The sequence below is a fragment of the Kitasatospora sp. NPDC056184 genome, assembly GCF_042268405.1.
In the GTDB taxonomy this organism is placed as follows: Bacteria; Actinomycetota; Actinomycetes; order Streptomycetales; family Streptomycetaceae; genus Kitasatospora.
On record NZ_JBHJUI010000015.1, the window covers coordinates 1 to 15,159 of the forward strand.

General features: G+C 75.4%; 10 protein-coding genes and 3 tRNA genes. 12 read left to right on the top strand and 1 reads right to left on the bottom strand.

The features are described 5' to 3' along the window. The first annotated feature begins 195 nt into the window (after positions 1-195). From rsfS to ACFC0B_RS26775, 4 genes are all read left to right on the top strand, one after another. Positions 196-666, top strand: a complete 471-nt coding sequence (gene rsfS / locus ACFC0B_RS26760; protein ID WP_376090820.1) for a ribosome silencing factor — start codon at positions 196-198, stop codon at positions 664-666. After that, positions 663-1,310, top strand: a complete 648-nt coding sequence (locus tag ACFC0B_RS26765; RefSeq protein WP_376091281.1) for a histidine phosphatase family protein — start codon at positions 663-665, stop codon at positions 1,308-1,310. Before rsfS ends, ACFC0B_RS26765 begins: the two co-directional genes overlap by 4 nt. Before the next feature lie 138 nt (positions 1,311-1,448). Continuing rightward, positions 1,449-1,521 (top strand) — tRNA-Ala (locus ACFC0B_RS26770). 37 nt (positions 1,522-1,558) lie between these two features. Continuing rightward, positions 1,559-1,631 (top strand) — tRNA-Ala (locus ACFC0B_RS26775). A 101-nt stretch (positions 1,632-1,732) separates the two neighbouring features. Here the strand turns inward: ACFC0B_RS26775 and ACFC0B_RS26780 are convergent. Further along, positions 1,733-2,737 carry a helix-turn-helix transcriptional regulator gene (locus ACFC0B_RS26780; protein ID WP_376090823.1) on the bottom strand — a complete coding sequence of 335 codons (1,005 nt, stop codon included), beginning with the start codon at positions 2,735-2,737 and terminating at the stop codon, positions 1,733-1,735. A 102-nt stretch (positions 2,738-2,839) separates the two neighbouring features. Between ACFC0B_RS26780 and ACFC0B_RS26785 the strand changes: the two genes are divergently transcribed. The 8 genes from ACFC0B_RS26785 to ACFC0B_RS26820 all read left to right on the top strand — a co-directional run. After that, entirely contained in the window at positions 2,840-4,435 is a 1,596-nt protein-coding gene (locus ACFC0B_RS26785; protein ID WP_376090826.1) for an MFS transporter, read from the top strand. A gap of 105 nt (positions 4,436-4,540) precedes the next feature. Then, positions 4,541-4,613 (top strand) — tRNA-Ala (locus tag ACFC0B_RS26790). Between the two features lie 104 nt (positions 4,614-4,717). Next, positions 4,718-6,178: a hypothetical protein gene (locus tag ACFC0B_RS26795; RefSeq protein WP_376090829.1), complete on the top strand. Its 1,461-nt coding sequence runs from the start codon at positions 4,718-4,720 to the stop codon at positions 6,176-6,178. Between the two features lie 247 nt (positions 6,179-6,425). Further along, a complete protein-coding gene (leuS, locus tag ACFC0B_RS26800) occupies positions 6,426-9,320 on the top strand; it encodes a leucine--tRNA ligase (protein WP_376090832.1) in 2,895 nt (964 codons plus the stop codon). Positions 9,321-9,624: 304 nt separating this feature from the next. After that, complete coding sequence (locus ACFC0B_RS26805; RefSeq protein ID WP_376090835.1) at positions 9,625-10,395, top strand: hypothetical protein; 771 nt, start codon at positions 9,625-9,627, stop codon at positions 10,393-10,395. 52 nt (positions 10,396-10,447) lie between these two features. Then, positions 10,448-11,308, top strand: a complete 861-nt coding sequence (locus tag ACFC0B_RS26810; protein ID WP_376090838.1) for a DegV family protein — start codon at positions 10,448-10,450, stop codon at positions 11,306-11,308. Positions 11,309-11,512: 204 nt separating this feature from the next. Then, on the top strand, positions 11,513-12,427 hold the full coding sequence (locus tag ACFC0B_RS26815) for a helix-hairpin-helix domain-containing protein (protein ID WP_376090841.1): 915 nt from the start codon (positions 11,513-11,515) through the stop codon (positions 12,425-12,427). Positions 12,428-12,574: 147 nt separating this feature from the next. Next, positions 12,575-15,159, top strand: a 2,585-nt coding sequence (locus ACFC0B_RS26820) for a ComEC/Rec2 family competence protein (protein ID WP_376090844.1), incomplete at its 3' end; no start/stop codon positions are given.

Here is a 15,159-nt window from a genome sequence, read left to right on the forward strand (position 1 = left end):
CCGCACCCGCACCACCCACTTCGCAGCACTTCGCCCCGCCGAGCACTAGCTCGGCGGGGCAAAATGATCACGACCCCGAATTCGCCAACAGCGTCAAACGGTTCCGGGGCCGCCCGGGCGGCGTGAGATCCTGGAAGGCGATCCCCGGCGCACCGCGCACGGGGCGCCCCCAAGCCGCCGAGCCGGAAGAACACCGTGACCGCCACTGAGCACAGCCAGGAACTCATCAACGTCGCCGCCCAGGCGGCGGCCGACAAGCTGGCCCACAACATCGTCGCGTTCGACGTCAGCGAGGTGCTGTCGATCACCGACGCCTTCCTGATCGCCTCCGCGAGCAACGACCGCCAGGTCCGCTCGATCGCCGAGGAGATCGAGGACCAGCTGCGCGAGAAGCTGGACATCAAGCCGGTGCGCCGGGAGGGCGAGCGCGAGGGCCGCTGGATCCTGCTCGACTACCTCGACATCGTCGTGCACGTCCAGCACTCCGAGGAGCGCTCCTTCTACTCGCTGGACCGCCTCTGGAAGGACTGCCCCGAGCTGCCGCTGCCCGAGGACGCCCTGGCCTCCCGCAACCGCCCCGACGCCCACACCGACGCGGCCGGCAACGCCGTCGCCCCGGCCGAGGTCGCCCCGGCGGACGACTTCGGTGCCGAGGACTACAGCTGAGCCGGGACGCGCGGGGTCCGCGCATCGTCTTCTGGCGGCACGGCCAGACCTCCTGGAACCTCGAATCCCGCTTCCAGGGCACCACCGACATCGAACTGACCGGGCAGGGCGTGCTGCAGGCGCAGCGGGCCGCCCGGCTGCTCTCCGGTCTGCGCCCTGACCTGCTGATCTCCTCCGACCTCCGGCGGGCCCGGCGCACCGCCGAGGAGCTGGCCGAGGTCACCGGCCTGGACGTCGAGCACCACGAGGGCCTGCGCGAGACCTACGCGGGCTCCTGGCAGGGGCTGACCAACGCGGAGATCCGCGAGCGCTACCCCGAGGAGTTCGCGGCCTGGACCCAGGGCGAGCCGGTCCGGCGCGGTGGCGGCGAGCTGGCGACCGAGGTCGCCGACCGCGCCGTGCCGGTGGTCCTCGACGCGGCCGGCAAGCTGCCCGAGAACGGCACGCTGGTCGTGGTCAGCCACGGCGGCACCATCCGCACCATGCTCGGGCGGATGCTCGGCCTGGAGCCGGAGCTGTGGGAGTGCTTCGGCGGGCTGTCGAACTGCTGCTGGTCCGTGCTGGGCCGGGGCGCGCGGGGCTGGCGGCTGCTGGAGCACAACGCGGGCACCCTGCCGCAGCCGGTCATCGGCGACGACACCTGAGGTCCTCCGGACGGAGGTGCGGAGGGGGCCCCGGGGAACGGATTTCGCAGTTCCGGGCCTTTGCGGTTAGAGTCTTCCTCGTTCGCACGGAGGGAACGCGGCCCGGAAGGGAAGCGGGAAATCCGAGCGAACGAGTGAGGGGCTGTAGCTCAGTTGGTAGAGCGCTTGCATGGCATGCAAGAGGTCCGGGGTTCAATTCCCCGTAGCTCCACTCCGCACCCGGGGTCCGTGAGGGCCGCGTGTGTCGCGGGGCTGTAGCTCAGTTGGTAGAGCGCTTGCATGGCATGCAAGAGGTCCGGGGTTCAATTCCCCGTAGCTCCACAGACTACGGAAGGCCGTCACCCGGTGGGTGGCGGCCTTCCGGCGTTCCCGGCGGCGTGTCCGGCAGGGCTCCCGACGGCGCTCCTGGGCGGGGTCGCGGCTCAGCCGGCGGGCCCGGTGCGGGTGTGGCCGCACGGGGCCGCCCAGCCGCCCGGCGGCAGCACCGCCAGCTGCTCCACCCGCGCGCGGTCCTCCGGAGCGTCCGGGGTGTAGACGGCGACGTACGCCTCCGGCACCCCGGGGATCGTCAGGTACGTCGCGTTCAGCCGCAGCACGCCCACCCGCGGGTGCCGGAACACCTTCAGCGTCGTCCGCCGGGAGGACACCTCCTGCCGGGCCCACAGCTCCCGGAACTCCGCGCTCGCGTCCTGAAGCGACCGGACGAACCGCTCCCACCGGGGCTCGCCGACGTGCCGGCCGTACGCGCCGCGCAGCACCGCGACCATCTGCGGCAGCTGCTCGCCCCGGTTCAGGAACGGGTTGCAGCAGTCCGGGCTGGTCACCGTGCACCAGAGGCTGTTGAACCAGCCGTCGTGCGTCCGCACCCGGCTCGCGGCGAACAGCGCCTCGTAGGTGGAGTTCCACGCCAGCACGTCGTAGCGGCTGTTGGAGACGGCGGCCGGCAGCGGCACCAGCGCGTCCAGGATCACCTGGGTCGACGGGTCCAGGACCGGCTCCGGGTCCGCCGGCGGCCGTACCGCCACCCCGGCCAGCCGGAACAGGTGCTCGCGCTCGGTGGCGTCCAGCAGGAGCACCCGGGCCACCGCGGTGAGCACCTGGGCGCTGGCGTTGATGCGGCGCCCCTGCTCCAGCCACGTGTACCAGGTGACCCCGACCCCGGCGAGCTGGGCCACCTCCTCGCGGCGCAGGCCCGGGGTGCGGCGGCGCAGGCCGGGCGGCAGGCCGACGTCCTCGGGGGAGATCCGGGCGCGGCGGGCGCGCAGGTACTCGGCCAGCTCGGTGCGGTGGCGGTCGCGCCGGCCGGCGGGGGCCGCACCGGTAGGGGCCCGGTCGGCGGGGGCCGCGCCGGTGGGGGCCGCGCCCTCCGCGGGGCGCTTGGCCGGGGGGCCGGTCTTGACGGTGCCGGGGGTGTCCGCGACGGTCATACCCGCCATGGTGCCGCAGCCCGGCGGGGCGAAACAGGTGCTGCCGGTACCAGGATCCGCAGGCTCTAACCACTGGTACCGGGCCGCCCCGAGGCTCGACGCATGACCGATCTCCAGACCCGGCGCCGCCCGGCCGGGGCCGCCTCGCCCGCCGGCAGGTCCGGTGCGGCGTCCGTCGCGCGGCCCGGACCGCTCCTCGCGCTCGTCCTCGGCGGCCAGTTCATGGCCGTCCTCGACACCGCCATCGTCAACGTCGCCGTGCCGACCATCCGCACCGACCTGCACGCCTCCGGCGCCGCCCTCCAGTTCGTGGTGGCCGGGTACACCATCGCCTACGCCGTCCTGCTCATCACCGGCGCCCGGCTCGGCGCCCGCTACGGCTACAGCCGGCTCTTCCAGAGCGGCCTGGCCGCCTTCACCGCCGCCTCGCTGGCCTGCGGGATCGCCCCCGCCACCGGCTGGCTGATCGCCTTCCGGCTGCTCCAGGGCGCCGGGGCGGCCCTGATGGTCCCCCAGGTGATGAGCCTCGTCCAGCGCACCTTCACCGGCCAGGCCCGCATCCGCGCGCTGGGCCTGTACTCGGCCGTCCTCGCCGGCGGCATCGCGGCGGGGCAGGTGTTCGGCGGGGTGCTCGTCAACGCCGACCTGTTCGGATTCGGCTGGCGCCCGGTCTTCCTGGTCAACGTGCCGATCGGCGTGCTGCTGCTGGCGGCCGGCACCCGGCTGCTGCCGCGGCTGCCCGGCGACCGCGATCGCGGCTTCGACCTGCCCGGCCTGCTGGTGCTCGCCGCCGCCCTCGGGCTGCTCGTCGTCCCGCTGGTGCTCGGCCACGAACTCGGCCGGCCCGGCTGGGGCTGGGCGATGCTCGGCGCGAGCGCGCTGCTGTTCGCCCTGTTCGCGGTCGTGGAGCGGCGGATCGCCCGGCGCGGCGGACAGCCGCTGATCAGCGGCCGGGTGCTCGGCACGGCCGGGCTGCTGCCCGCCGTCGGCGCGCTGTTCATGATCCTCCTGGCCTTCGCCGGCTTCATGTTCTCCTTCGCCCTGCACCAGCAGTCCGGACTCGGATCCGGCGCCCTGCGGGCCGGACTCTGCTCCGCGCCGATCGCCGCCGGCTTCGGTCTCGCCAGCCTGTACTGGCAGCGGCTGCCCCGGCGCCTGCACGGTGTGCTGCCCCAGCTCGGCACCGGCCTGCTCGCCGTCGGCTACGTCCTGTTCGGCTTCCTGCTGCGCGACGGGGCCGAGGTCGGCGCCGGGGCGCTGCTGCTCTCCGCCGTCCTCGGGCTGCTCGCCGGCTGCGCCTACGCGCCGCTGTTCGCCGGGGCGCTCGCCCGGGTCGCGCCCGCCGACGCGGCGGACGCCAGCGGGACCGTGGCCACCGCGGTCCAGCTCGGCCAGGTCGTCGGCATCGCGCTGGTCGGCTCGGTGTTCCTGGGGGCGGTCGACGCGCCGGCGTCCGCCCGCGGTTCCGGGCACGCGCTGCTGCTCGCCGCGGCCGTCGTCGGCGGGGCCGTGGTGCTCGCCGCCGGCCTCGCCACCCGGGCGGTGGCGGCCGGGCGGCGGGAGGCCGCTGCGGCGGCTCGGCCGGCGGTCTCTGAGGTCCCCGCGGTGGCTTCGGCGGCGGATTCCGTGGCGACCTCTGCGGCGGCCGCTGCGGAGGTCCGGTCGGAGGTCCGGGAGGAGCGGTCGGCGGGCGGGTAGGCGGCCGCCGGGGAAACGGATTCGTGGAGCACCCCCCGGACCGTGTAAAGTAGTCGATGTCGCCGAGGGAAACGGAACGGAACCCCCGGTGACATCGCAGGTCAAGGGGCTGTAGCTCAGTTGGTAGAGCGCTTGCATGGCATGCAAGAGGTCCGGGGTTCAATTCCCCGTAGCTCCACAGGAAACGAAGGCCGCCTCCCGCACGGGAGGCGGCCTTCGGCGTTCACGGCTTTCCCACGACCTCCCGGCGGCGGCCCCCGGCGGACCGCTACCGTCGGAGCCATGGCCGATCTGGCGCGCAGACGCAACGAGGAACTCGCCCGGATACTCCACCAGCTCGGCTGGAGCCCGGAGCGGCTCGCCCGCGAGGTCAACCTCACCGTCCCCGCCCGGCTCGCGATCAGCTCCACCGCCCCCTACAAGTGGCGCGACCGGGGCATGGTCCCGCGCAGCCCGCACGACCAGGCCGTCTGCGAGGTGCTCGGCCGCACCCTCGGCATCGCCGTCACCTACGAACAGCTCTGGGGCCCGATGGGCGGCCACCGCGGTGCCAAGATCCTCTCCCCGCGCCTGCTGACCGACCCATGGACGGCCGACACCGCGCAGACCGCGCTGCGCGAGACCGCCGCCGACGCCGGCCCCGTCCGCCTCACCGACCTCTTCCGCGGCGCCGACCTCGCCGAGGCCGCCCGCCGGCTGGCCACCCCGCCGCCCGCCCTCGCCGGTGACGGCGCGCTGCGCGTCGACCCCGCGGTGATCGGTGAACTCGCGGCCGCCCACGGCAGCAAGCAGCGGCTGGAACGATCCTGCGGCGGCGGACTCGTCCTCGGCCCCGCCCGCGCCGAACTGGCCATGGTGGCCAAGCTGCTGGAACTCGGCCGGTACGACGAACCGCTCGGCCGGGCGCTCTACGGCGCCGCGGGCCGCCTCGCCCGGCTCGCCGCTCGGGCCGCGTTCGACCTCGGCCACGACGCCACCGCGCAGCGGGCGTTCGCGGCCGCGCTGCGCGCCGCGCACCTGAGCGGGGAGCGCCGGGACGGGGTGGCGGTGCTCGGCGGCCTGGTGGCGCTGGCCACCTGGAGCGCGGGCGGGCGCGGGCTGGACGTGGTCGCGGTGCTCGCACAGGCGGTGGAGGCGGCCGGGGACGATCTCGCCCCGGCCGACCGGGCGCTGCAGCTCGGCCGGATCGCCCGCGCCCACGGGCGGCGCGGCGCGGCGGACGGGCTCGCCGAGGCGGCGGAGCGGGCCTTCGCGGAGCTGGACGGTGCCCCGGGCGGTGTCCCGGGTGGCGCCCCGGGCGAGGAGCGGGCGGACCTCGCGGGCATGGTGGGGGAGGGGTACCTGTTCCTGGGCGAGCACGGGCGGGCGCAGGCGCTGCTGACCGAGGCGGTGGCGGGTCTGGGACCGGGCAGGGCGCGGGCACGGGCCCTGCTCATGGTCCGGCTGGCCGACGCGCAGCGGCTGGCGGGCGACGCCGCCGAGGCGGTGCGCACCGCGGACCGGGCGCGGGCGCTGGCTGCGGGGATGCAGTCGGAGCGGGTGGCGCGGGCGCTGCGCGGGATCGACGCGGCGTTCCGTTCGGCGGAGGCGGCGGAGGCGGCGGCAGAGACGGCGGCGGAGGCGGAGGCGGCGGCCGCGGCGGGGGTCCCGGACGCCTCGGAGGGCCCGGAGCGGGCCGTTCCGGCCGGGGTGGCCGGGGACGGGGCGGCGGGCGCGTCGGCGGTATCCCCGGGAGGCCGCTGACCCCCTTGCGGTACCCTGAGCCCATGCGAACCGCGCGCCTGCTCCTTAGTCGGCCGCGCTGACCAGGACCGGCCACGCCCGAGGGCGGAGCCGGAGTCGGCGTGGCACCCCCTCCTGCGAGGGGCTTTTTTGTTTTCCGCCCGGGCCCGCCGCCCGGCGTCCGTCCGGGCCCCGTCCCGGGCACCCCGTCCCGTCGCCGGCCCGGAACGCCGGTTCGCCAACTGACATCGATGGAGCTTGAAGGACCATGAGCGAGACGACCCCTGCGTCCGGTGCGGCCGACACCGCGACCGCGCCGTTCCGGTACAGCGCCCCCCTGGCGGCGGAGATCGAGTCCCGCTGGCAGGACATCTGGGAGAAGGAGGGGACGTTCCACGCCCCCAACCCGGCCGGCGACCTGGCCGACCCGGCCGCCGCGGACGTCGCCGCGAAGCCGCACAGCTTCATCATGGACATGTTCCCGTACCCCTCGGGCGCCGGCCTGCACGTCGGCCACCCGCTGGGCTACATCGCCACCGACGTCTTCGCCCGCTACCAGCGGATGAACGGCTACAACGTCCTGCACACCCTGGGCTACGACTCCTTCGGCCTGCCCGCCGAGCAGTACGCCGTGCAGACCGGCACCCACCCGCGGGTCTCCACCGAGGCCAACATCGCCAACATGCGCCAGCAGCTGCGCCGGCTGGGCCTGGGCCACGACCCGCGCCGCTCGATCGCCACGATCGACCCCGAGTACTACCGCTGGACGCAGTGGATCTTCCTGCAGATCTTCAACTCCTGGTACGACGAGCAGGCCGCCAAGGCCCGCCCGATCGCCGAGCTGGTCGCCGAGTTCGAGAACGGCACCCGTGAGGTCCCCGGCGGCCGCGCCTGGTCCGAGCTGAACGGCGCCGAGCGCGAGGACGTGCTGGGCGAGTACCGGCTGGCCTACGCCAAGGAGGTGCCGGTCAACTGGTGCCCCGGCCTGGGCACCGTGCTGTCCAACGAGGAGGTCACCGCCGACGGCCGCTCCGAGCGCGGCAACTTCCCCGTCTTCAAGTCCAACCTGCGCCAGTGGATGATGCGGATCACCGCCTACTCCGACCGGCTGATCGCCGACCTGGACCTGCTGGACTGGCCCGAGGCCATCAAGCTGCAGCAGCGCAACTGGATCGGCCGCTCCGAGGGCGCCCGCGTCGACTTCGCCGTCGGCGAGCGGAAGATCACCGTCTTCACCACCCGCCCCGACACCCTGTTCGGCGCCACCTACATGGTGCTGGCCCCCGAGCACGAGCTGGTCGACACGATCGTGCCCGCCGCCTGGCCCGAGGGCACCCGTGAGGCGTGGACCGGCGGCGCCGCCACCCCCGCCGAGGCCGTCACCGCCTACCGCGCCGCCGCGGCCGCCAAGTCCGACGTCGAGCGGCAGGTCGAGGCCAAGGTCAAGACCGGTGTCTTCACCGGCGCCTACGCCGTCAACCCGGTCAGCGGCGAGCCCGTCCCGGTCTTCATCGCCGACTACGTGCTGATGGGCTACGGCACCGGCGCCATCATGGCGGTCCCCGCCCACGACCACCGCGACTTCGCCTTCGCGCGCGCCTTCGACCTGCCGATGCGCTGCGTCGTCGAGCCCACCGACGGGCGCGGCGAGGACCCGGCCGGCTGGGACGACGCGTTCGACACCTACGACTCCGTCATCGTCAACTCCGCCCACGACGAGGGCACCGAGGACGGCATCGCGCTGAACGGCCTGCGCGTCGTCGACGCCAAGGCCGCCGTCACCGCCTGGCTGACCGCGCGCGGCATCGGCGAAGGCACCGTCAACTACCGCCTGCGCGACTGGCTGTTCAGCCGCCAGCGGTACTGGGGCGAGCCCTTCCCGATCGTCTACGACGAGGACGGCGTCATGCACGCGCTGCCCGAGTCGATGCTGCCCGTCGAGGTCCCGCAGGTCGACGACTACTCGCCGCACACCTACGACCCGTACGACTCCACCTCCACGCCGAAGACCCCGCTGTCGCGCAACGAGGACTGGGTCAACGTCGAGCTGGACCTGGGCGACGGGCCGAAGACGTACCGCCGCGAGACCAACACCATGCCCAACTGGGCCGGCTCCTGCTGGTACGAGCTGCGCTACATCGACCCGGCCAACCGCGAGCAGGTCGTCGACCCGGCCAACGAGCGGTACTGGCTGGGCCCCACCGAGCAGAAGCCGGGCGGCGGCGCCGACCTGTACGTCGGCGGCGCCGAGCACGCCGTCCTGCACCTGCTGTACGCCCGCTTCTGGCACAAGGTGCTGCACGACCTGGGCCACGTCTCGTCCGTCGAGCCGTTCCACAAGCTGTTCAACCAGGGCATGATCACCGCCGACGTCTACCGTGACGAGCGCGGCTTCCCGGTGCCCGCCGCCGAGATCGAGGAGCGCGACGGCCAGTACTTCTGGCAGGGCGAGCCGGTCAAGCGCGAGGCCGGCAAGATGGGCAAGTCCCTGAAGAACGCCGTCGCCCCCGACGAGATCGCCGACGAGTACGGTGCCGACACGCTGCGCCTGTACGAGATGTCGATGGGCCCGCTGGACGTCTCGCGCCCGTGGGACACCCGCGCCGTCGTCGGCTCGTACCGCTTCCTGCAGCGGCTGTGGCGCAACATCGTCGACGAGGCGACCGGCGAGCTGGTGGTGACGGACGAGGAGCCGGACGAGGCGACGCTGCGCGCCCTGCACAAGGCCGTCGACGGCGTTCGCGGCGACATGGCCGGGCTGCGCTTCAACACGGCCGTCGCCAAGGCGATCGAGCTGAACAACTACCTGGTCAAGCGCGGTTCCACGCCGCGGTCGGTGGCCGAGCAGGTGGTCCTGATGGTCGCCCCGCTGGCGCCGCACATCGCGGAGGAGCTGTGGCGGCGGCTGGGCCACGGCGACTCGCTGGCGTACGCCGGCTACCCGGTGGCCGACCCGGCGTACGTCGTCGACGAGACGGTGACCTGCGTGGTGCAGGTCAAGGGCAAGGTCAAGGCCCGGCTGGAGGTCGCGCCGTCGATCTCGGACGCCGAGCTGGAGGCGCTGGCGCTGGCCGACCCGGCGGTCGTCGCCGCGATCGGCGGGGCCGAGGTGCGCAAGGTGATCGCGCGGGCGCCGAAGCTGGTCAACATCGTCACCGGCTGAGGCCGCTGCCGGTGCGGGGCGGGCGTTCCTCCGGGAGCGCCCGCCCCGCGGCGTGCCGGGGGGCTTCGGAGAGTATCGGGGGGCTTGGGGAGCTTGGGGGCTGCGGGGGGCTTGGGGCGTTCAAGGGGGACTCCGGCGACTCGGGGATCACCCCGAGGCGTCCCTGAACCCGTCCCTGAACTCCGCCCCGGCAGCCCTGATCGGCGCTCCGCCGGGCGGTCGCCGGGGCTACCGTGGAACCCTCGGTGGGCCGGCCCGCGTTGGGCACGGTGGGGCCGGTTCGGCTGGCGGAAGGTGGCGCGTGATGGAGATCCTCGGGGTGTTGCTCGTACTCGCCCTGCTGTTCGGCATCGGGGTGGCGGTGCTCGTGGTCGTCGGCCTGGTGAAGGCTGCCCGGGCGGTCGGCGAGAAGATGGAACGCCAGGAGGCCAAGGCCCGCCGAGCGGTCGAGAACGTCACGCTCAAGGCCAAGACCTACACCCAGACCGGCCCGCAGGGGCAGATCTCCGCCGTTCGCCTGCGCCTGCGGACCTCGCTGGACGGCACCCGGCAGGTGCTGCAGGGCGGCGTCGCCCAGGACGGCCAGCTCGGCGAGTCGCTCGCGCTGCTGGCGCGGCTGGAGGCCCACGCGGCGGAGCTGGACGGCGAGCTGCGGGGGCTGGAGCGCGAGCCGGACGCCGGGCGCGTCGCGGCGAAGCTGCCGGAGCTGCGCGAGCGGGCCGAGCGGATCACGCATGCGGCGGAGAAAATGCGGTGGGCCGCTCAGGACCGGATGCACCGGTTCGCGGAGGACGAGCTGAGCCGGCTGAGCCAGGAGTGCGAGGACGAGGCCGGGGCGCTGCGGCACTGGGACGCCGCTGCGGGGGCCTCCGGCGCGACGGGCGGCTCCGGCGAGGCGGGTGCGGGCGGGGCCTCCGGGACGGCGCGCGAGGCCGGTGGGGCCGGCGGGGGCCGGCCCGGGCTCACGGACGGGCGGGGCCGGCCCAGCGCCGAGGACCTGCTCGGCCTCGCCGACCCGGTGGCCACGTTGGCGCAGCGGCTGCGCAAGCCGTCCACCGGGCCCTCGGCCGGCTGAGCGGTGACCCGGATGCTGCCGTCCGGCCCGGGCGGGGAGTAACCTCCGCCTCATGCCCGCCGACCGCGCACCCGCCGACCTCGCACTCGTCACCGATTCCACGGCCTACCTGCCCCAGCCCGCCGTCGACCGGCACGGGATCACCGTGGTCCCGCTGAGCGTCGCGGTCGGCGACGAGGTGCGCGCCGAGGGTGTCGAGATCTCCCCGAAGGACGTCGCCGAGGCGTTGCGCGGCAAGCACCGGGTCACCACCTCCCGGCCCAGCCCGGAGTCCTTCGCCGCCGCCTACCGGGCGGCGGCCGAGGGCGGCGCGCGGGGCGTCGTCTCGGTGCACATCTCCGGCGAGCTGTCCGGGACGGCGGAGGCCGCCCGGCTGGCGGCCGCCGAGGCGCCCGTGCCGGTGCGGGTCGTGGACAGCCGGCTGGTCGGCATGGCACTCGGGTACGGGGTGCTGGCGGCGGCCGAGGCGATCGCGGCCGGGGAGGGACTCGACGAGGCGGCGGCGGCCGTCGCCCGGCGGACCGCCATGACCAGCGGCTTCTTCTACGTCGACACCCTGGAGTACCTGCGCCGGGGAGGCCGGATCGGCGCCGCGCGGGCGCTGCTCGGCTCGGCGCTCGCGGTCAAGCCGCTGCTGCACCTGGACGGCGGGCGGATCGAGCCCCTGGAGAAGGTGCGTACGGCGTCCCGGGCGATCGCCCGGCTGGAGGAGATCGCGGTCGAGCGGGCGGGGGAGCGGGAGGTCGACATCGCCGTGCACCACCTGGCGGCGGAGGACCGGGCCGAGCCGCTCGCCGAACGGCTGCGGGGGCGGGTGCCGGGGCTGCGCGACCTGTACGTGGGGGAGGTGGGGGCGGTGATCGGCGCCCACGTCGGGCCCGGGCTGCTGGCGGTGGTGGTCTCGCCCCGGTGACGGGGCGCCGGTTCGTCCGGTTCACCTGGTCCACCCGGTTCGCCGGGTTCGCCGGGTGGTTCACCGCCCGGCTCACCTGGTTCGTCAACACCTGACGCTGTTCCTCCCCCCTGCGGGTGAGCTTCTTCGTCCACAACCCCCGGGTTTTCCACAGGTGTTCGGCGATCTCCGCGCGCCGCCCGGGCGGTTCCTACCGTGCTCCGCATGACGAGCATGCGCATCGGCGCGCGCAAGCGCCACGAGATCCAGCGGGTCAACGAGACCGCGAGCCTGCGGATGGCCGCCCTGTTGCCGGAGGCCGGTGAACCCCCGGACACCGAGCCCTCGGTGTACGCGGCGCCCCTCCGGGCGGCGGCCACCGGTGACCCGGCGTCCGGCCCGGCGTCCGGCCCGGCCGTGTCCGAGCGCGCCGTGTCCGACGGCGCGCTACCGGTCGGCGGCGAGCACCCGTGGACGGGCCGTGCGCTGATGCTCGACCGGCGGGCGGTGGTCGGCCTGCTCGTGCTCCTCCTGCTCGCCGTCGGCTACGGCGTCCAGCACTTCTGGCTGGCGCGGCCGCAGCCGGTCGAGGTGCCGGCCGTCGCCGTCGCCTCGGTTCCGTCGGAGGCCGCCCCCGGACCGGGCCCGCCCGACAGCGCGGCGGGAGACGCGGCGGGGAGCGACACCGGCGGCGCGGCGCCGGGCACCGTCGTGGTGGTCGACGTCGGCGGCCGGGTCGGCACCCCGGGAGTGCACACCCTGCCCGGCGGATCCCGGGTCGCCGACGCCCTGCGGGTGGCCGGTGGGCCGCTGCCCGGGACGGACACCGGGAACCTCAACCTGGCCCGTGTCCTGGCGGACGGCGAACAGATCCTCGTCGGCGAGCCGAGCCCCCAGCCGGCCGCCGGGGCGGGCACCGGGCCACCGCCCGCCGGGGCGTCGAAACAGCCGGTCAGCCTCAACCGCGCCACCCTCGAACAGCTCGACACCCTGCCAGGCGTCGGCCCGACCCTCGCCCAGCGGATCATCGCCTTCCGCGCCTCCCACGGCGGTGCGTTCCGCTCGCTCGACCAGCTGCGGCAGGTCAGCGGAATCGGCGAGCGCACGTACGCGGAACTCCGTCCGCTGCTGACCCTCTGACGTCCCCGCCGCCCTGCCCGCGCCCGCCCCCGCCCGAGAGGAGGTGCCGTCATCGCCACCGCCGCCACCACCCCTGGCGCCGCCGCCCCCGGCGCGCCGCGTCCGAACGACCTCCGCCTGCTGCTGCCCGCCGTCGCCGCCTGGGCGGTGACGGCCGCGGTCCTCGGCCTGGGCCCCGGGCACGTTGCCGTCCTGGCGGTCGCGGCGGGCACGGCGGCGCTCCTCGGCCTCGTCCTCCTCGCCCGCAGGACGGGCGCGGGCGTCGGCCCCTTCCGCCACCGGTCCGCCACGGTGACCCTGGCGGCCGTGCTGCTCACTGCGGCCGCCGCCGCGACGGCCACCCTGCTGCACACCGCGGACCTGCACCGCGGGCCGCTGCCCGAACTGGCCCGCGCCGCAGCCCCGGCAGCGGAGGTCGGCGTCGACCTCACCCTCACCGGGGATCCGCGCGTGCGCCTCTCCCGCGGTGGCTCCGGTGCCGGGCAGGCCCTGCTCACCGTGGACGCCGTGGTGGACCGCGTCACCGTTCCCGACGGCGCCCTCCCGGACGCATCGGGCCCGCGCACCGTCCGCACCCGCACACCGGTCACCGTCCTGGTCCGCGGTGAGGACACCGGGGCGTGGGAACGGCTGCTGCCGTCGACCCGGCTCGCCGCCGAGGTGACGGTCCGTCCGTCGGACGAGCGCACGGGCGAGTCGGCGGTGCTGCTGATCGCGCACGGCGAACCGCGCCGGCTCGCGCCGCCGAGCCTGCCGCAGCGGATCGCCGGGCGGCTCAGGGCGGGGCTGCGCGAGGCCACCGACGGCCTGCCTGCGGACGAGCGCGGACTGCTGCCCGGTCTCGTCGTGGGCGACACCTCCCGGCTGCCGGACGACCTCTGGGAGGCGTTCCGGGACACTGACCTGGCCCACCTGGTCGCGGTCAGCGGGGCCAACCTCGCGATCGTGCTGGGGGTGCTGCTCGGCGCCCCGGGGCGGGCGGGCACCGCCGAACGGAGCGGACTCGCCGCCCTGCTCGGGATCCCGCTGCGCACCACGGCGCTGCTCGGCGCCGCCGTCACGCTGGCCTTCGTGACGATCTGCCGCCCGGAGCCCAGCGTGCTCAGGGCGGCGGGGACGGGACTGCTCGGGCTGCTGGCACTGGCCACCGGCCGCCCGCGCCAGGCGGTGCCGGCGCTGGCGGGCACGGCCCTGCTACTGGTCCTCCTCGACCCGTACCTGGCGCGCTCCTTCGGCTTCCTGCTGTCGGTGCTCGCCACGACCGGCCTGCTGGTCCTCGGCCCGCGCTGGGCGGACGCCCTGCGGGCGCGGGGCTGGCCGCACCACCTCGCGGGCGCCGTCGGGGCGACGGCGGCGGCCCAGGCGCTCTGCGCGCCGGTGACGGTGGTGCTGTCCGGGCACGTCAGCCTCGTCGGGATCCCGTGCAACCTGCTGGCCGAGCTGGCGGTGGCCCCGGCGACCCTGCTGGGGTTCGCGGTCCTGGTGCTCGACCCGTTCTCACCCCCGCTGGCCCGGCTGCTCGCCGAGCCCGCCGCCGTCCCGGCCGGTTGGCTGGCCGCGGTCGCCCGGCACGGCGCGGAGCTTCCGGGCGGTCAGCTGTCCTGGCCGGGCGGGTGGTTCGGCACGGTGAGCCTCGCCGTCGGCACGGCGGCGCTCTGCTGCGCGGTGCCCGCACTGCTGCGCCGGCGCGCCGGCGGCGGGCTTCGCCCGGTGGTGGTGGGCGTCCTGTTGGTGGTCCTGCTCGTGGTGCTCCTGCGGCCGCCGCTGCTGGCCCGGATCGCGACCGGCTGGCCGCCGCCGGACTGGCGGCTGGTCATGTGCGACGTGGGGCAGGGCGACATGGTGGTGCTGCCGGTGGTTCCGGAGAACGGCGACCCGCCCGACAGCGCGGTGGTGGTGGACGCGGGTCCGGATCCGCAGGCGGCCGACCGCTGTCTGCGCGATCTGGGGATCACCCGGGTGCCGCTCTTCCTGGCCACGCACTTCCACGCCGATCACGTCGAGGGACTGCCGGGTGTGCTGCGCGGTCGGCGGGTCGGGGTGGTGCAGGGGACGGCGGTGAACGATCCACCGGGCGAGGCCGCCCGGGTCGCGGGATGGGCGGCGCAGGCCGGGGTCCCGCTGACGCGGGCGCGGCGCGGTGAGCGCCGGTCCGTGGGGGCCGGGGTCTCGTGGGAGGTGCTGTGGCCGGACGGAGAGGAGTCGACGGCGGTGTCGGGTGCGAACAACGCGAGTGTCGCGTTGCTGGTGACTCTGGCGGGTGGTGTGCGGATGGCCCTGCTGGGTGATCTGGAGCCGCCGGCGCAGGAGGCCCTGTTGAGCAGGTTGAGGACGGAAGGGAAGGAGGGCGAGGTGGACGTGTTGAAGGTGGCGCACCACGGTTCGGCCTACCAGGACTGGGAGTTGACGGCGGCGCTGAGTCCCCGGCTGGCCCTGATCTCCTGCGGTGAGGACAATCCGTACGGTCACCCTTCGCCGCGCACGGTGGACCGGCTGCGGGCGCTGGGCGCCAGGGTGCTGCGGACGGACCGGATGGGTGACATCGCGGTGACGGGAGCCGCCCCGGCCCACTTGGGCGCGGCCGTCCACCCGCACGGCGACCGTCCCGGCCACGGCCTGCACAGGCCGCGGGCCACTCATGCGGCGAAGCTGGGTGCCACGCTTGCGGCGCGGGGGGGGGGGGGGGGCGGGCGGGCGCCCCCCCCCCGGCCCCCCCACCCAACCCACCCCCC